The sequence below is a fragment of the Thioclava sp. SK-1 genome (genome assembly GCF_001705665.1).
Taxonomy (GTDB): domain Bacteria; phylum Pseudomonadota; class Alphaproteobacteria; order Rhodobacterales; family Rhodobacteraceae; genus Thioclava.
Genome location: NZ_MDHA01000023.1, coordinates 20,006 through 43,735 on the forward strand (window position 1 = coordinate 20,006; position 23,730 = coordinate 43,735).

At 59.6% G+C, this 23,730-nt stretch carries 23 protein-coding genes and 3 pseudogenes; 15 read left to right on the plus strand and 11 right to left on the minus strand.

Annotated elements, in window-relative coordinates:
- Positions 1-111 precede the first annotated feature (111 nt).
- Both BFP70_RS02770 and BFP70_RS02775 read left to right on the plus strand, forming a co-directional pair.
- Entirely contained in the window at positions 112-810 is a 699-nt protein-coding gene (locus BFP70_RS02770) for a hypothetical protein (RefSeq protein WP_066009873.1), read from the plus strand.
- 536 nt (positions 811-1,346) lie between these two features.
- Positions 1,347-2,618, plus strand: a complete 1,272-nt coding sequence (locus BFP70_RS02775) for a tyrosine-type recombinase/integrase (protein ID WP_066009852.1) — start codon at positions 1,347-1,349, stop codon at positions 2,616-2,618.
- A 501-nt stretch (positions 2,619-3,119) separates the two neighbouring features.
- On the opposite strand, the gene BFP70_RS02780 is transcribed toward BFP70_RS02775, so the two are convergent.
- Positions 3,120-3,455 (minus strand): hypothetical protein, encoded by a 336-nt coding sequence (locus tag BFP70_RS02780; RefSeq protein WP_066009853.1) that lies wholly within the window; start codon positions 3,453-3,455, stop codon positions 3,120-3,122.
- A 196-nt stretch (positions 3,456-3,651) separates the two neighbouring features.
- Here BFP70_RS02780 and BFP70_RS02785 point away from each other — a divergent pair, with 196 nt between their 5' ends.
- A complete protein-coding gene (locus tag BFP70_RS02785) occupies positions 3,652-3,927 on the plus strand; it encodes a hypothetical protein (protein WP_066009854.1) in 276 nt (91 codons plus the stop codon).
- 344 nt (positions 3,928-4,271) lie between these two features.
- On the opposite strand, the gene BFP70_RS02790 is transcribed toward BFP70_RS02785, so the two are convergent.
- From BFP70_RS02790 to BFP70_RS02805, 4 genes are all read right to left on the minus strand, one after another.
- A complete protein-coding gene (locus BFP70_RS02790) occupies positions 4,272-4,565 on the minus strand; it encodes a hypothetical protein (RefSeq protein WP_176715477.1) in 294 nt (97 codons plus the stop codon).
- A 493-nt stretch (positions 4,566-5,058) separates the two neighbouring features.
- On the minus strand, positions 5,059-7,305 hold the full coding sequence (locus tag BFP70_RS02795) for an AAA family ATPase (RefSeq protein WP_066009856.1): 2,247 nt from the start codon (positions 7,303-7,305) through the stop codon (positions 5,059-5,061).
- A gap of 298 nt (positions 7,306-7,603) precedes the next feature.
- Positions 7,604-8,605 carry a hypothetical protein gene (locus BFP70_RS02800; protein WP_083217327.1) on the minus strand — a complete coding sequence of 334 codons (1,002 nt, stop codon included), beginning with the start codon at positions 8,603-8,605 and terminating at the stop codon, positions 7,604-7,606.
- A 104-nt stretch (positions 8,606-8,709) separates the two neighbouring features.
- A complete protein-coding gene (locus BFP70_RS02805; protein WP_066009857.1) occupies positions 8,710-9,231 on the minus strand; it encodes a hypothetical protein in 522 nt (173 codons plus the stop codon).
- A 122-nt stretch (positions 9,232-9,353) separates the two neighbouring features.
- On the opposite strand from BFP70_RS02805, the gene BFP70_RS02810 reads away from it, so the two are divergent.
- The 5 genes from BFP70_RS02810 (at position 9,354) to BFP70_RS02825 (ending at position 12,842) form a co-directional block, all read left to right on the plus strand.
- Entirely contained in the window at positions 9,354-9,539 is a 186-nt protein-coding gene (locus tag BFP70_RS02810) for a ribbon-helix-helix protein, CopG family (protein WP_066009858.1), read from the plus strand.
- A gap of 217 nt (positions 9,540-9,756) precedes the next feature.
- Entirely contained in the window at positions 9,757-10,341 is a 585-nt protein-coding gene (locus BFP70_RS02815) for a transposase (protein ID WP_255356574.1), read from the plus strand.
- Positions 10,263-10,472: a hypothetical protein gene (locus tag BFP70_RS21560; protein ID WP_369820175.1), complete on the plus strand. Its 210-nt coding sequence runs from the start codon at positions 10,263-10,265 to the stop codon at positions 10,470-10,472. The genes BFP70_RS02815 and BFP70_RS21560 overlap by 79 nt, the downstream gene beginning before the upstream one ends.
- Positions 10,473-10,632: 160 nt before the next feature.
- Positions 10,633-11,616: an aldo/keto reductase gene (locus BFP70_RS02820; protein WP_066009859.1), complete on the plus strand. Its 984-nt coding sequence runs from the start codon at positions 10,633-10,635 to the stop codon at positions 11,614-11,616.
- Entirely contained in the window at positions 11,613-12,842 is a 1,230-nt protein-coding gene (locus tag BFP70_RS02825) for a multidrug effflux MFS transporter (protein ID WP_218059646.1), read from the plus strand. The genes BFP70_RS02820 and BFP70_RS02825 overlap by 4 nt, the downstream gene beginning before the upstream one ends.
- A 60-nt stretch (positions 12,843-12,902) precedes the next feature.
- On the opposite strand, the gene BFP70_RS02830 is transcribed toward BFP70_RS02825, so the two are convergent.
- The 3 genes from BFP70_RS02830 to BFP70_RS02840 all read right to left on the minus strand — a co-directional run bounded on the left by BFP70_RS02830 (position 12,903) and on the right by BFP70_RS02840 (position 15,713).
- Positions 12,903-14,078: an MFS transporter gene (locus tag BFP70_RS02830; RefSeq protein ID WP_141693071.1), complete on the minus strand. Its 1,176-nt coding sequence runs from the start codon at positions 14,076-14,078 to the stop codon at positions 12,903-12,905.
- A gap of 77 nt (positions 14,079-14,155) precedes the next feature.
- A complete protein-coding gene (locus BFP70_RS02835; protein ID WP_066009861.1) occupies positions 14,156-15,205 on the minus strand; it encodes an NAD(P)-dependent alcohol dehydrogenase in 1,050 nt (349 codons plus the stop codon).
- Between the two features lie 112 nt (positions 15,206-15,317).
- Positions 15,318-15,713, minus strand: coding sequence for a cupin domain-containing protein (locus BFP70_RS02840; protein WP_066009862.1), 396 nt, complete (start codon positions 15,711-15,713; stop codon positions 15,318-15,320).
- A gap of 192 nt (positions 15,714-15,905) precedes the next feature.
- Here BFP70_RS02840 and BFP70_RS02845 point away from each other — a divergent pair, with 192 nt between their 5' ends.
- Complete coding sequence (locus BFP70_RS02845) at positions 15,906-16,799, plus strand: LysR family transcriptional regulator (RefSeq protein ID WP_066009863.1); 894 nt, start codon at positions 15,906-15,908, stop codon at positions 16,797-16,799.
- A gap of 3 nt (positions 16,800-16,802) precedes the next feature.
- On the opposite strand, the gene BFP70_RS02850 is transcribed toward BFP70_RS02845, so the two are convergent.
- Positions 16,803-17,561, minus strand: a complete 759-nt coding sequence (locus tag BFP70_RS02850; protein WP_066009864.1) for a carboxymuconolactone decarboxylase family protein — start codon at positions 17,559-17,561, stop codon at positions 16,803-16,805.
- A 280-nt stretch (positions 17,562-17,841) separates the two neighbouring features.
- Here BFP70_RS02850 and BFP70_RS02855 point away from each other — a divergent pair, with 280 nt between their 5' ends.
- From BFP70_RS02855 to BFP70_RS02870, 5 genes and pseudogenes are all read left to right on the plus strand, one after another.
- Positions 17,842-18,912: a sorbosone dehydrogenase family protein gene (locus BFP70_RS02855; RefSeq protein WP_083217328.1), complete on the plus strand. Its 1,071-nt coding sequence runs from the start codon at positions 17,842-17,844 to the stop codon at positions 18,910-18,912.
- Positions 18,913-18,997: 85 nt separating this feature from the next.
- Complete coding sequence (locus BFP70_RS02860; protein WP_066009865.1) at positions 18,998-20,065, plus strand: alpha/beta hydrolase; 1,068 nt, start codon at positions 18,998-19,000, stop codon at positions 20,063-20,065.
- Between the two features lie 105 nt (positions 20,066-20,170).
- Positions 20,171-20,635, plus strand: a complete 465-nt coding sequence (locus BFP70_RS02865; RefSeq protein ID WP_066009866.1) for a cupin domain-containing protein — start codon at positions 20,171-20,173, stop codon at positions 20,633-20,635.
- A gap of 91 nt (positions 20,636-20,726) precedes the next feature.
- Positions 20,727-20,900 (plus strand): SDR family NAD(P)-dependent oxidoreductase, encoded by a 174-nt coding sequence (locus tag BFP70_RS20240; RefSeq protein WP_083217329.1) that lies wholly within the window; start codon positions 20,727-20,729, stop codon positions 20,898-20,900.
- A 9-nt stretch (positions 20,901-20,909) separates the two neighbouring features.
- Positions 20,910-21,805, plus strand: a pseudogene (locus BFP70_RS02870) (IS5 family transposase); the annotation flags it as partial.
- Here the strand turns inward: BFP70_RS02870 and BFP70_RS21195 are convergent.
- Positions 21,801-22,442, minus strand: a pseudogene (locus tag BFP70_RS21195) (IS66 family transposase); the annotation flags it as partial. The pseudogenes BFP70_RS02870 and BFP70_RS21195 overlap by 5 nt on opposite strands.
- On the minus strand, positions 22,372-22,773 hold the full coding sequence (locus BFP70_RS20930) for a hypothetical protein (RefSeq protein WP_176715478.1): 402 nt from the start codon (positions 22,771-22,773) through the stop codon (positions 22,372-22,374). The gene BFP70_RS20930 and the pseudogene BFP70_RS21195, both read right to left, overlap by 71 nt.
- 87 nt (positions 22,774-22,860) lie before the next feature.
- On the opposite strand from BFP70_RS20930, the pseudogene BFP70_RS20245 reads away from it, so the two are divergent.
- Positions 22,861-23,560, plus strand: a pseudogene (locus BFP70_RS20245) (IS3 family transposase); the annotation flags it as partial.
- Positions 23,561-23,730 lie beyond the last annotated feature (170 nt).

Here is a 23,730-nt window from a genome sequence, read left to right on the forward strand (position 1 = left end):
ATTGGGTTCAGGCAATCGGATAATCCTAAGTTAGGATAATACCATTTTAGGATATTTATTTTATCTCAGCACAAGATGTTGAGCTTGATCAGGCGTTTGAAAGGTCATCACATGTGGATTGTCGCAATAGTCTGCGTCGCCGGGTTTCTTCTGTGGCAAAGCAACAAGCGCCGTGCGCAGCGGTTTGTGCGGTCTGTGTTTTTTCTTGAAATCATCGACAGTGGTGCGAGAGCGGATAGCGCCAATGGCCAAGTAGCCCGACTATTCACCAAGCATTCCAGTGCAGATGAAGACAACGCCGCAATTCGATATGCTATGGACAAGGCAAATAGGCTAACGAATGGAAAGCAACTCCCGTGGATACATGAGGCCCGCGAGAAGGGCTTCGCAATCAACAGCGGAGATAGCAGCTTTGACATGGCGCATGTTGCCCACTCGCAAGCGCAGGCAAAGTCGGATCAGAATTTTTCAGAACATTTTTCTGAAGGGGGATACACACAAACCGTTGCCGTGCAGTTCCCCCATGCCTTGCCCGGATTGTCAGAGGCCTACCACCTTGGCCGTGAGCGCTTAGAAGCGAACAAAGATAAGCTGTTGCCTGCTATCAAAGCCGTTGCCTGCTTTGTGATACGCTGGGCGCTAAGTGGCGCAGTGGCGGGGTTCGTAATCGGCCTTGTGATCCCAAGGGCCGGTGTATTCGGTTCTCTAGAAGTCTGGGCGGTGCCAGTCTTGTCGACCTTCCTTGGGGTATTGGCAGGAATTGCCATAGGAACAGTGTACCGCATCGTTCGCTGGGTCTTTGCAGACTAATTAGGCTGCCGCAAGAAACGGCAGTCATTCAAGCCCGGTATCTATCTGTTTTCATTTATGTATCTCTATCCCTCACATATAGACAGAGGGTTACCTAGTATCTGTCTTGGCCAGTTTACCCTTGTGGTATCTGTCTAATCCATTCCTGAATGGTTTTATGTGAATACTATATACATTCTCATATATCAAAAATGCATAAGATATTGATATTATATTGATTATTATGAAATTATCATTCCCCAAATGAGCTTACACTCAGATCACATTTGACAACATCACAATCCGGGCCGTAGTGTGACACAAAGTGGAACAACAGAGTAACCTTCGCTCTTGTATGTCCAATTAAGTCAATAACTTAGAAATATGGTGGAGCCTCCCTTCGTCTCCGCCATCACACATCCAGGTGTGATTTTATTTTACTAATGAGATCAGTCGCTTGGATGTAGAGAGCCGGTCACGCCACTGGTTGACACCTTGTCTTGCTACACAATCTGCCTCACATTTTGCTCCACTGGCGCGCTGACGTGGAGTGGCTAATGACGGTGATGTTGCGTGGAACCACTTGGAATTTGCGCAAGCGCGTTCCTGCCCGCTATGCGACGGTTGAGCCGCGCAAGGAGCTTTGGCTGAGCCTTCATACAGATTCGAAAGCCGAAGCTCTGGCCAAGGCACCCGCAATTTGGCGCGCGCAGATCGAGGCTTGGGAAGCACGTCTGGCAGGCGCCTCGGAAGACGCCGAGAAGCGGTTTCAGGCAGCTCAAGAACTCGCAGCGAAGCGTGGTTTTTCATGGCTACCACTGAACAAGGTCACTGATTTGCCGCGCGAAGATCTTCTGCAGCGGATCGAAGCCATTCCAGTTCATGATCAACAGCCGAACCGCCAAGAATCCGCTGCAATTCTGGGGGCCGTGCCCGCACCCCAGATCACGGTGTCGCGTGCAGTTGAGCATTACTGGGGTCTCACGCGTGACCGGGTTGCGGATAAAAGCCCGGATCAGTTGCGTCGCTGGCGCAATCCCCGCATCAAGGCCGCAAATAACCTCATCTCTGTCATCGGCGACAAACCCATTTCGGCGATCACCGGCGAGGACATGCTGGCTTTTCGGGGCTGGTGGCTTGATCGCATCGACGATGAGGGGCTAAGCGCGAACTCCGCAAACAAGGATCTGATACATGTGGGAGACATCCTGAAGACCGTCAACAAGATGAAACGTCTTGGACTGGTCCTGCCGCTTGGAGACCTTGCCCTCAAGGAAGGCAAGGCGCGTCCACGACTGCCGTTCTCGTCTGACTGGATCAGGGAGCGTCTTCTGGCTCCTGGAGCGCTGGATGGGCTTAACGCTCAGGCCAGGGCGATTTTCCTGCTGATGATCAATACCGGCGCCCGCCCGAGTGAACTTGCCGCACTGAGTGCCGAAACGATCCATCTTCAGGCGAACACACCCTATATCGAGATCAGCGCGGAGAACCGACAACTCAAGAGCGTGAATGCTGAGCGCAAGATCCCGGTTCTGGGCGTGTCCCTGGATGCGCTTCGAAGTTTCCCGGAGGGCTTAGATCGGTATCGCACGAATTCCGCGTCGTTAAGTGCGACCGTCAACAAGTTCCTGAAGGAAAATGGTCTCAAGGAGACCGACGGTCACACGATGTACGGGCTGCGTCATGCCTTCGAAGATCGCATGCTGGGGGCCCGTATCGACGAGCGGATCCGTCGTGACCTCATGGGGCACGCGCTCGACCGTGTGCGTTATGGTCAGGGTGGTTCGCTGGCCGATGTGGCATCCCGCCTCGCGCCGATTTCGTTCTGAGTCCTGCGCCGGTGCGGGCAAGTAGCATACGGGCACGGGCCTGCGGCCCATTGGCAAGGGCATCCTCTTCTTTACGGATTTCTTCCTCGAGCCGCTCGAAAACTGGCGCATAAACCGGATCATCCACCAGCAAAATGGCCACGATCCGCAGCGCCGCCTGAAGACGGCTGAGGTCGTCCCCGGGCGTCCGGGTCGAGGGCCTGTTTATGCGCGGATCGACGGTCATGGTTTAGGGTTGAAGGTCCAAAGGGAGAGGTTAGAGGTCAGGCGAAGGGTCGTCCGGACCAGCCGTGGCGTCCTGGCGGTGAGATGAAGCCAGAGTTAGGAATCTGTCCGTATCGTTTCCGGGACTGAGTTCCGTGAAGGCTTGAGGTGCGCACAGGACCTCGCTGTGATCTGCAAATCGTACCCGGATCGTGCGCCCGCGCATGCGGGTCCAGCTCCAGCCCCGGAAGTCACGTCGTATCTGACGCAAAAGATTTCCCAGCCAGCGGCCCCAGGTCAGGCTTCCAGCGGCATCATCAGGACGGCGTGAATCTCTCGGATCATCGATGCGCTTTTTCGGGTCTCGCTTCGAAGGTCCTTCAACTCTTCGGTCAGGGTGCCGATCTGTGTCTGGAGGTCTTGCCGAAGGATCTGGAATGCGTGGAGCTCGCTCTGAATCAGTCGCAGCGCGGTCAGGAGCGCCTCGCCAAGTTCCGAGCGTTCCCCGGTTTCGGTCTGCAGAAGCGCCAGCAACGGCAAAAGCCGGTCCACTTTGGTGTCTGTCGTGCCGAGCGCCTTGAGCAGAATTTCGACCTCGTTGGGCAAGGTCAGCGTGTCGGGATTGTGGGGCATCGGGAAGGCCTTTCAGATTTGCACGATAAGGGGTGAGCGCAGACAGGCAGCGCATGAGTTCCAAAGTCAGACGGGTGCGCTCAAGGGCGGCGCAGAGCGCAAGGCGGGACTTGATGTGGCGTGGCTCATAAGCCGGCCCGAGTGCCCCGCCGCGCGCGGCAAACCCTTCCTGTTCAAAGATCCAGGACGCAAAGTCATGACGATTCATGCCAACATGGCGTTTGATCGGGGGATCGGCGTGTGCGAGGACTACGTCGAACTCTTCCACATCGCGGGGCCAGCCTTCGCGGATGGCTTTCCCGAGATCTGCGACCAGTCTGGCGGCGCGCGGGTCCTGCAGACGCCGGGCAGGAACTTGCGGGGTAAGCGTCGGGACCGCCGGGTTGAAATAGTCCGGTTGATGCAGGCCGAGGCGCGCGGCCATCGCGATGTGATTGCGCTCGGTGCGTCCGTTGGACAAGTGCGGGGTTAGCATCCCGCCGCTGAAGGACCGGCGCGAGACTGCGATATGGATGTGGTCGCAGTTTCCGTCGCGGTGGCGCACGGCGATCCAAGCTGTTCTGAGTGGATCGATACCCATCAGCTGCAACTGAAAGGTTGCGATCAGGTGCCATTGGGCGCGGCTAGCCTGGAGGCCTTCCGGCAAAGACAAGGTGATATGCAGATAACCCGCGCCAGCTGAGATGCGTTCGAGTCTTTGGCGCAAATCATGACGTCCGGTCCCGAGGACGGTGCCGCCGATCAGCTCTGAGCCATCACGCAGGTCATAGCCATCAATGAACTTTGCGGTGTCGTGGCGGACAGTATAGGCGCGCATCAGCGGTCCTCCGGACGCATCAGGAAAATGATCTCGTCGATCTGTCGGGCGATGTGACCGAGGCGTCGTGCGGGGGCGTGATCAAGCTGATTGAGGGCAAGGCCGATGCGCCCAACCAACTCCGCCAAGTCTTCACTGCATTGATTTTTCAGAGCGGCTTCACGCAGATACCGTGCCCGCGTTCCTCCGCCAGCGGCTTTGATCCGGCGGTCGAGTTCCAAGGCCTCAGCTGTAGTGAGGCGCACCTTGGCAATGATCGTGCGGAGCTCAGCGCTGTCAATATCGTCAGGCATGGTGTTCATCAGGGTAATCTTCTCCGTTCGCAGAGAAACTGCGTTCTGGTCGACTGGCTTTTGGAAGGATTGTTTATCGAGCGGGAAACGCGTCGCGCGCTAGAACCTAAGGGTGGAGGGCCCGTTTCGGTCTGAACTGAGCGGTCGATGCGCAAGAAAGGTGGGGTATCATCATGTGGAAGCTTGCTGTTGCGGTTGAGGTCATGAGCTTACCTTACCACCCGACAAGTAACTGTCAGAGCATGAATTTCCGGCGCAGATCCGATTTATGTGGAGAACTCTGCCTGTTATCCGGAGAAGTCTCTCTTGGTAAAACTTTGGCGCTGCTCGATGCCGCTCGAAGGCGCGGCGATTGTGACAGCCACGCCGAAAACGAAAAAACCGGCCGTCGAAAATACAAATTTTCGACGGCCGGTGTGATGGTCGGAAATTTCAGGTGGCGCGTTCGAGACGGGGGGATTACCGGGGCACGAACGAGGATACCAACAGGCGATTATCCGACCGCGTCCATCGGAAGATGCTGCATCGGGTCAGGCGTTGCGTCACTGAGGAATTGCGCCAAGGTATGAGCGTTCATTTCACGACGCTGCATCAGCTCGTTCGAGATGTTCACAAGGCTGTCGGTCCTGCGGCCCAGCAGGGCATAGGCCTTGCGTGCAGCCTGATCCAGTTTTGCGCGAATCCGCAGCCGCTCCTCTTCCGTCAGCCGACGCATATCCGCGGGCCCAAGCCAGCCGTCACCGTTGTGGCCGAGCCCGAGTTCTCGATCCATCTGCAGGACCAGCGCCGTTGCCAGGGCAAGATCGCTTTCCTTGTCTCCACCAGCCCCGCCAGAGATCGTGCTAAGCACCAGCCTCTCGGCAGCCCTCCCGCTCATGAGGATCAGCAGCTCTCTTTCGATCTCCTCGACTGTCAGCTCGACGAAGGTCGAACGGCGTTCGGTCCGACCGTCGCGGTCAGAGAGGCTGAGCTTCAGGACAGATCCCGGAACCAGCAGCTCGGCGGCCAGCGCGTGACCGGCTTCGTGGACGGCGATACGACGAAGAAGTTCCGGGTTGGGCTGATCGATCCCGAGGTGTCGGCGCATCAGGTCGGATGACATGGGCAGCCGTTGCCGCCGCGCGTCGGCGGTGGCGGCACGCAATGCGGCGTCGAGTTCGGCGGGGGTCTTGCCGACTGCGGCGCGGGCCAGACTGTCGATCTCGATCTCCGGCAGCGTATCTGCCAGCACCTTGGCCATGATGCGCCTGATATCCGCGATCGACGGAAGTGGCATCCTCAGGATCTGGTCAAAGCGGCCAGGGCGCGTGATGGCTGGGTCCAGTCGGCTGATCTGGTTGCATGCCCCGATCAGGATCACGCCCGGGGTGCGTGCCAGCCGGTCGATCTGCTGAAGGAACCCGTTCACGACTTGCGTTCTGTAGCTCATCCCATGCTGATCCCCGTCAAAACGTGAACCGGCAGCGTCGACTTCATCGATGAACAAGACAGAAGGTGCTGTCGCGATCGCCGCGTCGCAGCATTTGATCATCGCGGCAAGCATGTGTCCGAGGTGTCCTGCAGCCTGCCACTCGGCAAAGCTGCCCTCAACCAGAGCGACGCCAGCCGCTTCGGCCATCTGCCGGGCAAGATATGTCTTGCCCGTCCCAGGAGCGCCATGAACGAGGAGCGAGCGGGACATCTCGCTCCAGCCCAGATCACCGGCCTGCCACGCCGCAAGATCCTCTACGATGTTCCGGACAGCCTGGTGCGCAGGCGTGGTGCCGTCGATGATGGCTGGACCGGAGCGCACCCGCGCGACTTCGTCGGTAGGCGCCGTCCTAGTCATCAACGAGATCCGTTCTGCTACTTCACGGGCTGTCGGCGCGCGGCACGCCATAGCCAGATGTCCCGCCTCCAAATTGGCCAGGCACTCGTCGTTGGGCAACAGTGCCCGCACGCTGTCCGCATCGATCCGCCCGGTCGCGCTGTGGCTGATGCTCAGCACGAAGAAGAGAATATCGGCATTCAGCTTTGCCAGAGAAAGAACATCCGCGCCCATTGCGCCGTTGTTAAGAAGATCTGGCAGATCTTCCTGCCGCATGATCGGCAACAGGATAGGTGCCGGATGATGAAGCAGACGCTCCAGCTCCTTCTCCCTAATCGGTCGGTCCGGCAATTGCAGCACCCGGTGCTGCGTGGACCTGGCCACCCGGCTTTGGGTCGACCAGCCCTCCGGCAACATGGCGGCAGTCAGCAACTTTCCCAAGGAAAGGCTGGGTTCGAGGCCCACCATGACCGTCAACGCTCCGGGCCGGAGGCACGCCGCCCAGCCCGCCTCATCCCGGAAGGTCGCGGCAAGGCGCGCCAGCAGGATCACATCGCGGAGGGGAAGCTGGATTGCAGCGCGAGTGCCGCCGTCCTGAGCTGTGGCGAAGGGATCGCCGCCGTCCGCCGCGATGTCGTCCCACTCCTCGGGTGGCAGATGTCGCGCGCCATTGGCACGCGCCATCAGCTTAGCGTCGGAAGGTGCCGGTGTCACACCGCGGCGAGAATGCGGCCTCGGACCGTCGCCACCTTCATATTGCATCAGAGTGTCGATGGCGGCGGCATCGCCAGCCGCTGCACGCCGCTCGAGATCGACGATGTCGGCTTCGGTGGCGCGCAAGCGCGCGATGCAGTCGTGGGCAAGTGCCCACCACTGAGGGCGCGTGGCGCCCGTTTTCTTCGGAGATGAAGATAGTGAAGAAGTTTGGGTCATTTGCATCTCCATGCTTTATGGATCAAGGCGCGCCCGAGGCGCAGTTTCATGGATGGGCGAAGGAAGACTCCGGGACGTGACTTGGGGCCGTCATGATTGTCGACGTATCGACGCATGCTGAACCGTTACGCACGTAGCGGCGAACGGGCTGCGCTTCCGGATTGAGGGACTGGGCTGCCATTGCGATTCATGATCGCGGAACAGAACGCCCGTTGAGTTTCCTGATTATGGAACCGAACAGCTGTGGCGATTTCGGATTCAGACTGATCTTTTCTGGTATGAGGCTACAGTTGAGCCATCATTCCTTTCGAATTTTGTCCAGGCACTTCGTGATCTGTGGCTCGATCTCGCTTCCGTAGATCTCGGTTTTGACCGACAGCCAGTCTCTGAAGTGATCATGCGGAATGATCGCGTCGGGATGAGATTTCTTCAGCGCACGGTGTAGGGCCTTCTCTTGGCACAGTGCGGCATGGCCAGTCGGCTGCGGAATGGTCCGCAGAAGCTCGGCCTGAATCCCGGGTTGAAGCAGGAGTTGATGATGCAGGCGCGACTGCGGGTCGCGCGAAAAGCCAAGTTTTACGGCCTTCAGCCCCGTCGGAAGCTCCAGGCGAATGGCGTAAATGTTGCTTGGCGCGGTGGCCCACCCTTCCCCGCACGCCGTGCATTGAAAGCGGCCGCTCTGCATGTTCGCGCGGGCAATCCGCTGCCGGTGGCCACAACCATGCTGGTACATGCGATAGTTCGGATGCCCCTTCGGATCGCTTCCCAGCAGTTGCCACCCTCGGTCGGCCGCTTCGTCAGCCTCTTTCCCGGAATGACAGCTTTCGCATCGCAACTTGCACTGGCCACTAGCAATGCGTTCGATCTGCCCGAACTGCCGGAGCGCAGTGTGGCCGCACACCGCGTGGTAGATGCCGATTTTATGGTAATCCGGGTCGTAGCCCAGAAATTCCAGACCAGCCTCATGCGCGGTCGCGACGATGGTTCGATGCCTGCAAGCCGCACAAGCTAACCGCGCGGTGCGCAGGGTGAAGAGCTTGTGTCCCGTCAATTCACCACAGCTGTGGCATCGCAAGACAATGTGGGACTTATCGCGGATCCGCTGGATCAGCTCGAACCCCTTGGCTTGGGCGATGGCCTTCCATTCTGCCTTGATTGACCCTGAATAGCCGCGTGACCAACCTTCCGGGCTAAGGTTCCGGGAACCACGGGGCAGGAACAGCCTGGTCTCGGCTGCATCGATATAGATAAACGGACGAACGGGGACGGGTTTGAACGAAGTATGTGTGGGATAAGTCATTGCTATACCTAAATAAATGTATGGGCTGAGAACTCGGCCACGTCTGTTCGGCCCTGCCCCATTCCGGGACAAGGCGACATGGTGCCTAGTTGATTTGGCCGAGGTCAGGCGGCGAATGGCTCGTCTTCGTGGGAAGCCGTAGATGAGACCAGGGCTTCGACAGGGTTCAGCATCTCAAGCATGCAAATTTCGTCGAACTGCTGCCGCCCCCGCGCGAGCATCTGCGAGATGCGCCGCCCTTCTGGGCCATTTTCGCTCCAGGAGAACAGATCCGGATGTCCGGCAATGATATGGCACGCAGTCCGCAGTTCCGCAGAGGTCTCGCAGCCGAGCGTCCAATGCAGATGGCGCGCGAAACGCTGCAGCGGCACGTCGCTGATGCGGGTTGCGGGCGCGTCGATGACGGCGCGGCACAGACCGGTTGCACGCTCCCACCCAAGCTCCGCTTGCCGTAGCCAATGATCAAAGCTGGGATCGGACCAGAGGCCATCCTCGATATCGCGCTCAGCTTCGATTGCGGCAGCAAGGGATGCGATCAACTGCGAAAACAGTCCGGAAACTGGGGAATGACGGAAGTACGCGGGTTCATCCGCGCCAAAGCGCGTGGTAAGGCAGGTGTCAGACATGATCGATCTCCCTATGATCGGTTGTGGTTAGAGTACGGCGGGAAGGTTGCAGCTCCCGTCGTACTTGACAAATTAAGTTTACGACGTCATTTAGTCAAGTAGTTTCTTGAAGGAGATTCGACATGGCTAAGATGGGACGTCCACCGCGCGACACGGCCCCTGTGACGATCCGCATGGACCAGAGCATGCTGAAAGCAATTGATGACTATCGCCGCGAACAAGAAGACCTTCCGTCACGACCCGAAGTTGTTCGTCGCGTAATGGAAGAGTGGCTTGCGGCACAGGACAAGCGCAGCACGACAGAGTGACGCTCGGATTTCGACTGAATGTGTTTGAAAGGTCGAACGAGGTCAGGACGGTCAGAATTTTTGGAATTCCTTTTCTGTCGCACGACCGTCAATACATTTTTCTATTGTGAGAAGTTTTGCCGGAAGGGCGGAAAGCATGCGTAATTGGGCTGACCCTACTCAAAGGTCGAGCTCCCGATAAGATCGCAGCATTGCTGTGAGGATAGGGAGACAGAAGATGGAATACTTCGTTGGCTTGGATGTGTCGCTTCGGTCTTGCGCGCTTTGCATTGTGGACGGTCGTGGCAAGGTTTGCATGGAGCGAGAGCTCCCGTGTGAAGTCGATGAAATCGCCAATTGCCTGAACGCGTTCGGCCACCCGATCGTGCGGATCGGCTTTGAGGCTGGTGCGCTGAGCCAGTACCTTTTCTTCGGCCTGCAAGACAAGGGATTCGAGATCGTGTGCATGGAGGCTCGCCAGGTCAGTGCTGCACTTTCAGCGATGCGGAATAAGACTGACAAGACGGACGCGAAAGGCATTGCTCAGATTTTGCGGATGGGTTGGTTCAGCCCGGTGCATATGAAGAGCCGGGAGGCGCACGGGCTACGGGCTCTGCTGAGCACCAGAAAGGCCTTGTTGAAGAAAACGATGGACTTGGCAAACGAGGTGCGCGGTTTGCTGAAGATATTTGGTGGCTGGCGATGCGTCCGGGTGTTACAGCTCCGATCTTCGGGGCGCGCACGCTGGAACAACTACAAGACAATCTGGGAGCCGCCGACATCACCCTTGCAGCGGAGGCGACTGAAACCCTCGAAAAGGTAAGCCGCCCCACATCCGGCGGCTACCCTTATGGTGCCTTTGGCGCCTGGCAGCGCCGGCGTGTGCTTGAAAACGGCTCTCCGGTGCAAGATGGTGAGCCTTTCACGGGTGGATCCGATCGTCCACTCGGCTGACGACAAAGGACCGCGCCGATAGTCAAGGCAGCTAGGCGGCGCTGCCTGCTTTCCACTACATTCATGCACCTTACACATAAATGAAATGGTCCCTGCAACCATTATACAGCCGATCCGATGAGACATATCTGCAAGGCAGATATCGGAATGGAGCGATTTTATGCAGATGCGAAAAATAGGCGCCCAGGGCTTTGAGGTCTCCTGCCTCGCGCTCGGTGCCATGGGATATGGTGAACTCAAGGACCGAAGCGATCTGATCAAGGTCATCAGGACAGCCGTGGATCAAGGTGTCAGCCTGATTGACACGGCCGAGGTCTACGGCCCCTGGACAAATGAGGAGATTGTCGGAGAAGCGCTCGCCCCGGTCCGGGATCGCGTCCAGATCGCGACGAAGTTTGGCTGGGACATTGACCAGACCACCGGCAAACATCTGGGCGATGTGAACAGCCGCCCTGAGCAAATCCGCAGAGCTGTCGAGGGCTCATTGAGGCGGCTGCGGGTGGACTGCATTGATCTTCTGTATCAGCACCGCGTGGACCCAAAGGTGCCGATGGACGACGTGGCCGGGACGGTGAAAGATCTGATCGCAGAGGGCAAGGCGCGGCACTTCGGTATGTCCGAGGCGGGCGCGGCGTCGATCCAACGGGCCCACGCGGTTTATCCTGTCACGGCACTGCAAAGCGAATTCTCCCTGTGGACCCGCGAACCTGAGGCCGAAATCCTGCCCCTGATTGAGAAGCTGGACATAGGTCTTATCCCTTACAGTCCCTTGGGCAAGGGATTTCTGACGGGCAGGATCAATGCCTCTGCCAGCTTCGAGGCCAACGACATCCGCAGTCGAACGCCGCGCTTCTCGCCGGAGGCCATCGCCAAGAACCGCGCCCTCATCGAGGCCATCGCCCGTGTCGGCACAGGCATCGGAGCCACACCCGCACAGGTCGCTCTCGCCTGGCTCCTGACGAAACGACCTTTCATCGTGCCTCTATTCGGGACTCGTTCGGTGGATCGCTTGCAGGAGAACCTCGGCGCAGCCGATGTTGTGCTGAGTGAGGCAGAGTTCGCAGAGATCGACGGCCTCTCGGCCGGGTTCGACGTTACGGGCGCGCGCTATCCTAAGGACATCATGGGCTATTCAGGACGATGAGAGAACAAGCGGAAATGGCCTCGCCCAGCCATATTTCAGTCGTTGGGAGCGCCCAAGCCGGCCCCTGGAGCTTGACAGTTCTCGCATCTCTTCTGGCCTTCGCCTCGATCTCGACCGACCTTTTCCTGCCCGCACTTCCGAGGATGGCCAAGGCGCTTGATGCCCGCGAGGGCCAGATCGAGCTTGTAGTATCCACCTATCTTCTGGGGTTTGGTCTGGGTCAGTTATTCTGGGGACCACTAAGCGACCGCATCGGGCGCAAGGGTCCGCTCCTACTCGGTCTGGCGGTGTTTATCGCTGGGTCGGCCGGATGTGCGCTTGCGACAGCGCCTTGGCAGATCCTCGCAGCCCGGACAGTGCAGGCTCTGGGCGCCAGTGCGGGCGTCGCGCTTGCACGCGCGATGGTCCGCGACATTTATGGGCGGGATCAAGCGGCCCGTGTGTTATCGACACTCATGACGGTGATGGCGATCGCACCGCTTCTGGGCCCCAGCCTGGGGGCGCAGGTATTGGTCTGGAGCAGTTGGCGCACGATTTTCTGGATCCTGGTTGTGCTGGGCACAGTTACGGCGCTGGCAGTCGCGACCCTTCCCGAAAGCCTGCCGATACCAAGGCGGACCCGGACGCCACTGCGTCGCGCCTTTGCCACCTATGGACAGCTTCTTCGCAACCCCGCGCTAATGGGCTATTCGGCGGCTATGGGCTTTTATTACATGGGTGTATTCGGGATCATTGCTGGAACGCCCTTTGCCCTGGTGGATTTCTATGGCCTCACCCCGCAGGTCTACGCGTTGGTCTTTGCCGGCGGGATTGTCGGTCTGATGGTGATGAATTTGGCCAATGCGCGACTGGTGGAGAGGGTCGGCAGCGGGCGCCTGTTCCAGATCGGAGCGGCGGGCGCAGCTGTGTTCGGCGGGACGTTTACCCTCTGTGCCATCACCGGTCTTGCCGGGGTATCGGGCCTCATCATCAGCAATTTTCTGGTTGTGTCCGTCAATGGACTGCTAATTGCCAATGGGATCGCTGGGGGCTTGTCGAAGGTCGAGACCGATACCGGCAGCGCCTCTGCCCTGATCGGGGCGATCCAGTACGGCAGCGGCATGGTGGGCTCCGCACTTGTCGGCGGCTTCGCCACGGGTACGCCTGCGACGATGGGCATCGTCACCGGACTATCGGGTCTGGGCTGTCTGCTTTGTGCAGTCTTAGCCACCAGACCCCGCAACTGATATTCGTCCTGCGGAGCGCCGGCCGCTCCGCAGGACGAATACGTCATCTATCTTTCAGGCTTATGCACGCAGGGCGCGACCAGATCCGACGATTGCTCCGGCGACCCCGAGTAGAATGGCGCTGCAAATGAACGTGGCTGAGATGCCCACATGGTCAAGCAATGCCCCGCCGATGGTTGCCCCCAGTAGAATCGCAAGCTGGATCGCACCGACCATAAGCCCACCGGCCGCCTCGGGCGCATCACCGACCTCCTGCGTTACCCAGCCCATCCAGCTGATCGGCAGGGCCGTATTAATCGCGCCCCAAACCGCCAGCAGGATCGCAACAAGACTCAGCACATGGCCAAAGCCCAGAAGGGCCAGCGTCGCCGCCGCCATCGCCAGCGGAAGATAGCGCAACAGGGCCATGAGATGCCCGTTGGTCAGCCGTCCACCGAGGAAAGTGCCGATGAACCCGGCACAGCCCAGCACAAGAAGCATCACCGACAACATCTGCACACCGACCCCCGAAACCGTTTCAAGAAAGGGGCGCAGGTAGGTGAACATTGCGAAGGCGCCAGAGAAGGTGAACAGCACCGCGATCAGCGCACGGCTAACATAGGGGCGGCGCAGGACCCGCCACATGGACCCCAGGCTCTGGCTTTCCTGTGCGGGCAGCGACGGCAAGGCGACGGCCTGCCACAGAAGGTCCAATGCAACGATCGGCACCAGCGCCCAGAAGACGCCGCGCCAGCCGATCACTTCACCAAGATAGCTCCCGACTGGCGCCGCAAAGGCTGCTGCGGTAGCTTGCCCTGCGAACATCAAGGCCAGCGAACCAGAAACACGGTCCGCAGGCACCAGACGCATGATGACAGCTGTGGATAGAGACCAGAAGCCGCCGATGGAAATGCCCAGCAAGGCCCGTGCGATCATTAACACGATGAAATTCGGAGCCGCCGCGATCATCACCAGCGACAGCAGCATCAGCCCCGTCATCGTCAGCAGCACCGATTTCCGGTTTAGGCGACCTGCGGCCGTAGATACCAGCAGACTCGCAGCAACGGCGAAGAAGCCGCTGATCGAGACCGCTTGACCAGTCTGGCCGTCACTTGCGTTCAGACTGTCAGCAATCGGTGTCAGCAGGCTGACCGGCATGAATTCCGACGCAATCAGCATCGCCACACAAAGTGACATCGAGAGAACCGCGCCGCGGCCGGATGCCGGCTGGTCCAGGGGATCGGAGGAGGTGGTCATGTTTTTCCTCATGGTTGGGATGCCCCTCGCCGTTGCTCCTCCTCCCACGAACGGCAGCGACGCGAGGCTGTCAAAAGTCAGGCAAGCGAGGCCGTATCGAGAACAAAGCGATATTTCACATCGCCTTTGCGCATCCGCTCGAACGCGGCTTCGATCTCGTCGGCCCGGATCAGTTCGATGTCTGCCGTGATGCCTTGGTCGGCGCAAAAATCGAGCATTTCCTGGGTTTCGGCGATGCCGCCTATCATCGATCCGGCGATACTGCGGCGCCGGGACACGAGATTGAAAACAGCTGGTGTAGGATGCGCATGCTCGGGCACACCGACGAGTGTCATTGTGCCATCACGCTTTAGAAGCGCGGTATAAGCGTCCAGGTCGTGGCTTGCGGCCACCGTATTCAGGATAAAATCAAAGCTGTCTGCCTGCGCAGCCATCTCGTCCGCATTGCGCGAAACGACCACCTGATCAGCACCGAGCGCCAGCGCGGCGTCGCACTTGTCAGCCGATGTGGTAAATGCGACCACTTCGACCCCCAGTGCATGGGCCAGCTTCACGCCCATATGTCCCAGCCCGCCGATGCCGACGATGCCGACCTTCATGCCCGGGCCGATGTTCCAGTGGCGTAGTGGCGACCAGGTTGTGATGCCGGCACAGAGCAAAGGGGCGACTGCGGCCAAGTGCTCTTCTCCATGCCGAATCTTCAGCACAAAATTCTCGTTCACGGTGATCGCCTGCGCATAGCCACCGAGGGTATGGCCGGGCGCATCCGCGCTCGGTCCGTTATAGGTGGGCACCATCCCGGCCTCGCAATACTGCTCAAGCCCTTCCGCGCAGGATGGGCAGCTTTGACAACTGTCGACCATGCAGCCGACGCCCACGAGATCGCCCACCTCAAAGGTCGTGACGTTGGAACCGACCGCAGTCACGCGACCGACAATCTCGTGCCCCGGAACGCAGGGGAAAAGCGTGCCCTCCCATTCACCGCGCACTGTGTGCAGATCAGAGTGACAGATGCCGCAATAGACGATGGCAATCGCGACATCATGCGGGTCGGGAGCGCGCCGCATGATCTGCATCGACTCCAACGGGGTATCGGCGGCATAGGCACCATAAGCCATGACGGTCATCGTCAGGTCCTTCCATTTTTGAAATCACGGGCTGGGTATCGACGGCGAGCCCATCGCCGCAGGCACACCGAGGGGTGCGCCACGCTACCGGGAAATGTATGCCGACACGGGCTCAGCTCAGATAGTCGTCCTCGGAGACATGCTCCATCCAGTCGACGACACGTCCGTCGATCGCTTCCTGGATCGCGATATGCTGCATTGCCACTTCCGGTGCAGCCCCGTGCCAATGCTTCTCTCCGGCAGGAAACCAGACGACATCTCCCGGATAAATTTCCTGCACCGGACCACCCTCACGCTGAACCCGGCCACGGCCGAAGGTAACGATCAGCGTTTGGCCTGCCGGGTGCGTGTGCCATGCGGTGCGCGCACCCGGCTCGAACGTCACGGCCCCGCCACTGACCCGCCCCGGGTCTTCGGCCGCGAAGAGAGGATCGACCCGGACGCTCCCGGTGAACCAGTTGCTGTTGCCGACATTCGAAGGTGCCGAACCGCTTCGTTTAATATCCATGTGCTTCATTCCTGTTGACCACGAGGCGATTGCGCCAGTGTTGTAGCGATGCAGATAACCGAAGATGCGCTGCAGACAATATCCTCCAAACGAAGTCTGTCATGAGCTGAAATCACTAGTTTTAAAGTCGTCTTCATGTATATATGGGAAAGCGGATATCTTCCGCGCTAGACTTGTGAGCTATGCAGGATAATGCTACGAGAGAACATCACCGATCTTATCGCGTTCGCGGCCGTTGCAAGGGAACGCAGCTTCACGCGGGCAGCCGGACAGATCGGCGTGTCTCAATCCGCGCTCAGTCACACCATTCGCGCACTGGAAGAACGGTTGGGACTGCGGTTGCTCACGCGAACGACCCGAAGCGTTTCCACCACGCCAGCAGGCGAGCGTCTTCTCAAGACCCTCGCACTGAACCTTGAGCAGATCGAGGCCGAGCTCCGAAGACTTTCTGAAATGCGCGATACGCCGGCAGGAACGATCCGGCTGACGGCACCTGATTTCGCCGTCGAGGGCCTTCTGTGGCCCAAACTTATGCCCGTCATCCAAGCATATCCCGATGTAAACCTAGAGATTATCGTCGATTACAATCTGACAGACATCGCCTCGGAACGGTTTGACGCCGGTGTGCGCTATGGCGGTCGCGTCTCGGAGGGAATGATCGCGCAGCGGATCGGCCCGGACGTCCGGCTTCTCTGTGTCGCGACGCCGGCCTACTGGCAGGCCCACGGACGTCCAGAAACCCCCCAGGATCTCATGGACCACAATTGCATCAACGTGCGCCTTCCTTCACACGGCGGGCTCTACGCTTGGGAATTCGAAAAAGATGGCCGGGAGTTGCGCGTTCACACGCCGGGGCAGCTTGTCTTCAACGCGATCGGGCCGATGGTCGCCGCCACACTTGACGGTATCGGCGTATCGTTCATGCCTGATTTCTACGTGGCCGACCATCTGACCTCCGGACGTCTCGAAGCTGTTCTCGGAAGTTGGTCACAGCCCTTTGACGGGCTGCACCTTTTTTATCCAAGTCGGCGCCACGCTTCGCCAGCATTCAAATTGCTGATCGAGGCGCTGCGCTACAGGGGCTGACGGTCAACCCTCACTGCGGGCATCGAAAACGTCGCGCGCGATCGGGAGGGCGGAGAAGATGTTGGGCCAACCGGCGTAATAGGCGAGGTGGCTCAGCATCCCTGCCGCTTCCTCCTGCGTCAGCCCATTATCCATCGCGCGGTTCAGGTGGTAGCCCATCTGCGCCTGCATGCCGCCACCGATGAGTGCGGCGACCGTCACGAGGCTGCGATCACGCGGATCGAGGCCGGGACGCAACCATAGATCGTTAAAGAGCACATCGCGCGTGTCGGCGACGACACCTGGGGCGACGTCGGAAAAATTCTGCTGAACATTCGCTTCACGTGCAGCTTCGGCCTCGACGTCCAGCGGCAGGGGGTCGACCTCTGCGCCGGGCAGGTCGGCTGAAGATATTCCGCGCGCTTCGAAAATCGGCGCGGCGGCGATGATCGCGGCATTGGCATTCGCCCAACCGGAATAAAAGGCGAGATGGGTAATTGTCTCGGCGATCTCTGTCGGCGTGACCCCGTTTTCCAGCGCACGCTCGATCTGGAAGGGCAATTCATCTGACTGGGTGCGTGCGATCAGGACTGCAACTGTCACCAAGCTGCGGTCGCGAGGCGTAAGGTCCGCACGGCGCCAGACATCGGCATCGAGCAAACCCTGAGCATAGCTATCCAGTGCAGGGGCAACAGACGCACGAGCATCGCGGAGAGGGTCAGCGCCAGCTTCGAAGGGGACAGCAAGCGACAGGGTCAGAGCGGTAGCAGCGATTTTCTTCATCAACGATCTCCTTTGGCGTTATCCCACCAGAGGTAAGCTCCCGCAGAACTTACGGAATGCTGGCGCGTTGATATCTGTGATGAACACATCCCATGAATTGCTCTGGGTGGGGGGCATGACGCCTGTTTACTGGCAGCAGGTGCAATAAGTAACAGAACCTACTAGGCCAGCGAAGGACTGATGAGCATGGCTCAGTAATGTTTTCAGGAAACCGCACATTATCTCGAATACCCGGGAAACCTATCCTCTATGGCATGACCATAGGAAAGGACATACCTGCATGCAGACCCACCAAGGATCGCCCCGCACTCTCGCGATCAGTATTCTCTGCCTCATTGCGATGGCAGGTGGCGCGCACGCGCAGGAAAACCGTCCGATCCTTGCGTCTGCACCTCAGGATTGGTCTGTCGAGGTCATATCGAGTGATCTCGACTACCCGTGGGACATCACACGCGATGGCGAAACCCTTTATATAACAGAAGCGGCGGGCGATATTTTGCGCGTCGAGGACAGCCGCCTGACACGCATGTCGCTTTCGACGACCCGTCCGATTTATCGGGAGGGGGGGCGCGGCCTTTTGGGCATGGCGCTATCTCCGTCCTTCGCACGAGACCGAACCGGTTACTTCTACCATAGCATTGAAGAAGCGAACGGATCGTCCAACCGGGTGATCGAGGCGCAGCTTGATGGTGAGACCTGGCATGAAACCCGCGTTCTGATCGACGGGATTCCCGGGCATCGTCTTTACAACGGCGGCCGCCTCGGAATCGGGCCAGACGGGATGCTTTATATCACGACTGGCTGGACGGAAGATCGTCAGCGGCCTCAGGATCCGAATAGCCTTGCCGGGAAAATCCTCAGGATCTCGCCCGACGGCTCGATCCCTGCGGACAATCCGACATCCGGCTCCCCGGTCTGGTCGCTTGGGCATCGGAATCCCCAAGGCCTCGCATGGGGTCCGGATGGCGCGCTCTACGCCGTCGAACATGGTCAATCGGCACATGACGAAATCAACCGGATCATGCCGGACCATAACTACGGCTGGCCCGTCGATCAGGGCGATGAACAGAGCGCCGGCATGACCGCCCCGTGGATACACTCCGGAGGCAGGACTTGGGCACCCTCCGGCGCAACTTTTGCGGGGCAGGAACTGCTGATTGCCGCTCTGGGCGCGCAGGGCCTGTTCGTCGTGGACGCAGCCACCCGCTCTCTGAAGCCAGTTCTGTCGACCGGCGAGCGTTACCGCGATGTCGAAGCCATCGGCAGCGATCTGTGGGTCATAACTACCAACCGTTCCCCGCGTGGAGAGGGCCCCTCGGAAGACCGCCTCTTGCGGCTGACCCGGGACTGACACCCTCACCGCCTTGTCACAACTGCCGCTGCAAAAAAACCGCGCGGCGACCGCCTCTTGAACCTCTAAGAAGGAGCTATCCTCAATGAATGAAATGGAACAACCCCAAAAGAATAGCGGCATCGACCGTCGCATGCTGTTGCAGCTCTCAGGGGCTGGTCTCGCCGCCGCAACTTTCGCTGCAACGCCGGCCTCGGCCCAGTACATGGGAACCTGGGATAAGGTGTTTCCCCAGAGCGACAGCGTCGACCATCGCAAGGTCCGCTACACCAATCTGCTTGGGATCGAGCTGGTCGCCGACATGTACATGCCCCGGGACTTGGACACGACACAGCGCCATGCCGCTCTGATCGTCGGGCATCCCTACGGCGGCGTGAAGGAACAGACCGCCGGTCTCTATGCTCAGACCATGGCGGAACGTGGCTTCGTCACGATTGCCCACGACGCCTCCTTCAACGGTGAAAGCGGCGGACAACCACATTTCATCTCCTCTCCGGAGGCGACGGTCGAGGATTTCAGCGCCGGCGTCGACTTCCTGGGGCACGTGCCGTTCGTGGACCGGGAGCGCATCGGCGTCATCGGCGTCTGCGCGAGCGGCGGCTATTCCCTCGCGGCGGCGCAGATCGATCCCAGGATCAAAGCCGTAGCAACCGTCAGCATGTATGACATGGGCGGCGCCAAATGGGCTTGGAACGGGCAGCCCCTGAGCGACGAGGCGCGCATCCAGACCTTGTCCGAGATCGGAGCGCAACGCTGGGCCGAAGCCGATGGCGACCCCGTCCGCTACGGGGCCTTGCCCGAAGTCCTCGCCGAAGACACCGATCCGATCACGCGCGAATTCTTCGACTACTACCGTACGCCGCGTGGCGCACATCCCAGGGCCACGACGGCGATGGCCGTCTCTGGGGACGCCTCTTACCTGCACTTCCGGCCTTTCGATCATGTTGACATGATCTCGCCGCGGCCGGTGCTGCTGATCGCGGGTGAAAACGCACATTCGCTGTTCTTCAGTGAGCAGGCATATCAGCGCGCGGCAGAGCCCAAGGAACTCTATCTGGTTCCTGAAGCCGGTCACGTCGACCTTTACGACAAGGTCGGCATCATTCCATGGGACAAGCTGCAGTCTTTCTTCGACGACAACCTGTCCGCGTGAGCCAAGAGGCGGCCCGAAACCGGCGACCCGCTGCGGCGGCCCGCCGGTTTCTTTCCGCGCCTTGCGCCCCTTCGCCCGCCCCCCCAAAAAAACAAGGAAAGTCAAATGAAGACACTACCTCTCTCCTCCGTGCTTTGTGCGTTGAGCATCACCTCCGCTTCCGCGCAGGACATGATCCATTCCCAAGCTCCACAGCTCCCGACGATCATCGGACCGGAAGCAAACTTCACCGGCGCTGTCATCGTGAGCGAGCTGTTCGGGCTGAACGACGGCTCCGACACAACAGCGGGGAAAGTGACCTTTCAGCCAAACGCCCGGTCCAATTGGCATTCCCATCCGGCAGGGCAGTATCTCGTCGTCGCTGACGGAACGGGATGGGTGCAACAAAAAGGTGCTGAAAAGATTCTGATGAGAGCCGGAGACGTCATCTGGACCCCACCCGGCGTGATGCACTGGCATGGCGCAACTGACACGACCTACGTCACGCATTTCGCCATTCAAGACATCGTGGACGGCAGCGGGGTCGTCTGGGGAGATCGTGTCACGGACGCCGATTACCTATCGGAATGACAGGGAACTCGCCGATACCCGACCGACCATCTTGGGGTAAATACCGGAATTTCCTGAATACCAGAGCCTATAGAACGAGATTGGTACTACAATGACAGCAACTTACGATTTCACCAACAAGGTAGCCCTTGTCACCGGCGCAAGCCAAGGTATCGGCTTTTCCGTTGCGAAAGGATTCGCAGAAAATGGCGCGCGCGTTGTTCTATCTGAGGCTCTGTTGCACAAATGCGGTGAGAGGATTCATCTTGTGAATCCAGCATGGTAGCTGGGCGTCATGAGCAGACCGACACCCTCGACCTACAAGACCAAGAACTGGCCGGCCTACAATGAAGCGCTCAAGCGCCGAGGCTCGCTGACGATCTGGTTCGATCCCGAGATGAGGTGGAATGCCGTGCCGACCGGCAAGCGGGGTCGGCAGCAGAACTACAGCGACGCGGCGATCCAGACCTGCCTGTCGATGAAGGTGTTGTTCGGCATGGCGCTCAGGCAGACGACCGGATTCGTTGAGAGTCTACTTCGCCTGGTTGGGCTGGACTGGGCGGTTCCCGATTTCAGCACCCTGAGCCGCCGCCAGAAGACACTGGCCGTCAAAATGCCCTATCGTGGTTCCAAGGGGCCGCTGCACCTGCTGATCGACAGCACAGGCATCAAAGTCGAGGGTGAAGGCGAATGGCATGCGCGCAAGCATGGTGGCCCCAAGCGGCGGGTCTGGCGCAAAATCCACCTCGGGGTCGACGAGCAAACACTGGAGGTCCGGGCCGTCGAGATCACCGGGAGCCACATCGGCGATGCGCCGGTGCTACCCGATCTGCTCAGCTAGATCACCGAGAGATCGGCAGTGTCACGGCAGACGGCGCCTACGACACCCGCAAATGCCATGATGCCATCGCCGAGCGTGGCGCTCATGCTGTCATCCCGCCTCGCCGGAATGCGAGGCCTTGGAAGACGGGCACCGCTGGAGCCGCAGCGCGCAATGAGGCCCTGCGGGCATCGAAGTATCTGGGCCGCGCCCTGTGGCGACGATGGAGCGGATACCACCGCCGGAGCCGCGTCGAAACGAAGATGCACTGTGTCAAACTGCTGGGCCAGCGGCTCATGGCGCGAGACTTCGATCGACAGATCGCTGAACTCCAGGTCCGTATCGCCATCCTGAACGGCTACACCACGCTTGAAGGATGCCGCCGCTGTCTTGCAGATGACGCTGGGGGTGTTCGCCTTTCCGGTCAGGGGAGAAGCGATAGACGACACCGGGTGGTGCGGTGCCAGCCCAAGGTCGTTGCTCGGAGACATAGGCCCAGACCCGGCCTTGCTTGACCCCCTTTCCGAGGCCGCGGTCTCGACGTGACCGGTCCAGCACGCGGATCGGGGTGTCATCTGCGTGCAGCACCGACGCGGCCATCACCTCGGCCTCGGTCCGCTCGATGACAGCGGCGAGCACCTTCAGGGCGCGCCCGCACCAGTCCAGCAGCGTGCTATCAGGGATGTCGGCGCCCATGCGGGCGTAGATCTCGTGCTGACGATACAATGGAAAATGGTCGTCGAACTTCGAGACAAGGATTTGAGCCAGCAGCCCCGGCCCAGCCATGCTGCCGGGGATCGGACGGCTCGGCGCCAAAGGCTGCACCATCCGCTCACAGCGGCGGCAAGACTTCTTCACCCGCGCAATCCGAATGACCTTCATCTGCGCCGCAACCACGTCGAGAAGCTCGCTGACATCCTCGCCCACCACTCGCAGGTCACCGCCGCAATCCGGGCAGCAGGTGCCGGGGTCGAACTCGCGGCGTTCGCGAGGTGTTGCGTCCGACATGCCAATCGCCGACGAGCTTCTTGACCTGCATGAGATGGGCATAAGCCGCCATGTCAGTGCGAACGCGACAACCGACACCCGGGAGTTTCAAATCGCCACCGACCATCAGGTCATCTTCCGAGAAAATATCGTGATTATAGCGTGTTACGCTCTCGTTATATTCCCGTTGAGACCATAGCCGGGCCTGCTTTCGCATCGATCGACGCAAGTAGAAATCACCATTTGCCGCCATCCAGTCGTCCAGCTCTTGCGGCTGAACTAATGGATCGTAATCCATGGTGGATGAAATCACGTACTGGCTGCCTTGATGAATCGTCGCTGTGTGGATCATCGGAACGGAGCCCCGCCGGTGGTCTTGCCCCACTGAAGTGGTCCATCTTTTGGGATAGTTTATCCCGTATGATGGAGGACTACTTAGATGGCAGGCAAACGCGAAAAGCCGGAAGATATCGTCATGAAGCTGCGTCAGGTGGAGGTCTTGCAGGGACAGGCGCGAAGCTGGCAGATGCAGTTTGTCAGATTGGCGTGACCCAACAGACCTATTACCGCTGGCGGCGTGAGTTTGGCGGGATGAACCGCGATCAGCTCAAGCGGCTGAAGGAGTTGGAACAGGAGAACACGCGGCTCCGGCGGGCGGTGTCGGACCTGACGCTCGACAAGCTGATTTTGACCGAGGCCGCAAAGGGAAACTTCTAAGCCCTTCGCGTCGTCGTCAGTGCATTGATCACGTCCGGCAGGAACTCAGCGTTTCCGAGCGCCGTGCCTGTCGGGCTTTGGGACAGCACCGGTCGACCCAACGCAAGATCCCGTCCGGTCGTCAGGACGAAGCGCTTTTGACGGCCGACATCACCGAACTGGCGCGCAAATATGGACGGTAGGGCTATCGGCAGATCACCGGCCTGCTGGTTCAGGCGGGATGGTGCGTCAACCACAAGCGGGTCGAGCGGATTTGGCGGCGCGAAGGGCTTAAAGTGCCGCAGAAACAGAAGAAACGCGGGCGGCTTTGGCTGGCGGATGGCTCCTGCGTGCGGCTGCGGGCTGAACGGCCGAACCAAGTCTGGTCCTATGATTTCGTCCAAGACCGGACGGCAGACGGGCGGGCCTACCGCATGCTCAACAACGAGACCTTGGCCGCCATTGATGGTGTGGATGGCCCCCCCAAACGGCATCGCGATGTGCCAGGGTGGGTCTGAGTACAGCCACCGAAAGGAGCCATCCATGGAACAGCCTATCACGATCGGCCTCGATCTGGCCAAGAATGTCTTTCAGGTTCATGGGGTCGACGCGA

Coding starts and splice junctions, on each gene's coding strand:
- BFP70_RS02770 (WP_066009873.1), top strand. CDS start 112: ATGTGGATTGTCGCAATAGTCTGCGTCGCCGGGTTTCTTCTGTGGCAA.
- BFP70_RS02775 (WP_066009852.1), top strand. CDS start 1,347: ATGACGGTGATGTTGCGTGGAACCACTTGGAATTTGCGCAAGCGCGTT.
- BFP70_RS02780 (WP_066009853.1), bottom strand. CDS start 3,455: ATGCCCCACAATCCCGACACGCTGACCTTGCCCAACGAGGTCGAAATT.
- BFP70_RS02785 (WP_066009854.1), top strand. CDS start 3,652: ATGACGATTCATGCCAACATGGCGTTTGATCGGGGGATCGGCGTGTGC.
- BFP70_RS02790 (WP_176715477.1), bottom strand. CDS start 4,565: ATGCCTGACGATATTGACAGCGCTGAGCTCCGCACGATCATTGCCAAG.
- BFP70_RS02795 (WP_066009856.1), bottom strand. CDS start 7,305: ATGACCCAAACTTCTTCACTATCTTCATCTCCGAAGAAAACGGGCGCC.
- BFP70_RS02800 (WP_083217327.1), bottom strand. CDS start 8,605: ATGACTTATCCCACACATACTTCGTTCAAACCCGTCCCCGTTCGTCCG.
- BFP70_RS02805 (WP_066009857.1), bottom strand. CDS start 9,231: ATGTCTGACACCTGCCTTACCACGCGCTTTGGCGCGGATGAACCCGCG.
- BFP70_RS02810 (WP_066009858.1), top strand. CDS start 9,354: ATGGCTAAGATGGGACGTCCACCGCGCGACACGGCCCCTGTGACGATC.
- BFP70_RS02815 (WP_255356574.1), top strand. CDS start 9,757: ATGGAATACTTCGTTGGCTTGGATGTGTCGCTTCGGTCTTGCGCGCTT.
- BFP70_RS02820 (WP_066009859.1), top strand. CDS start 10,633: ATGCAGATGCGAAAAATAGGCGCCCAGGGCTTTGAGGTCTCCTGCCTC.
- BFP70_RS02825 (WP_218059646.1), top strand. CDS start 11,613: ATGAGAGAACAAGCGGAAATGGCCTCGCCCAGCCATATTTCAGTCGTT.
- BFP70_RS02830 (WP_141693071.1), bottom strand. CDS start 14,078: ATGACCACCTCCTCCGATCCCCTGGACCAGCCGGCATCCGGCCGCGGC.
- BFP70_RS02835 (WP_066009861.1), bottom strand. CDS start 15,205: ATGACCGTCATGGCTTATGGTGCCTATGCCGCCGATACCCCGTTGGAG.
- BFP70_RS02840 (WP_066009862.1), bottom strand. CDS start 15,713: ATGGATATTAAACGAAGCGGTTCGGCACCTTCGAATGTCGGCAACAGC.
- BFP70_RS02845 (WP_066009863.1), top strand. CDS start 15,906: ATGCTACGAGAGAACATCACCGATCTTATCGCGTTCGCGGCCGTTGCA.
- BFP70_RS02850 (WP_066009864.1), bottom strand. CDS start 17,561: ATGAAGAAAATCGCTGCTACCGCTCTGACCCTGTCGCTTGCTGTCCCC.
- BFP70_RS02855 (WP_083217328.1), top strand. CDS start 17,842: ATGCAGACCCACCAAGGATCGCCCCGCACTCTCGCGATCAGTATTCTC.
- BFP70_RS02860 (WP_066009865.1), top strand. CDS start 18,998: ATGAATGAAATGGAACAACCCCAAAAGAATAGCGGCATCGACCGTCGC.
- BFP70_RS02865 (WP_066009866.1), top strand. CDS start 20,171: ATGAAGACACTACCTCTCTCCTCCGTGCTTTGTGCGTTGAGCATCACC.
- BFP70_RS20240 (WP_083217329.1), top strand. CDS start 20,727: ATGACAGCAACTTACGATTTCACCAACAAGGTAGCCCTTGTCACCGGC.
- BFP70_RS20930 (WP_176715478.1), bottom strand. CDS start 22,773: ATGATCCACACAGCGACGATTCATCAAGGCAGCCAGTACGTGATTTCA.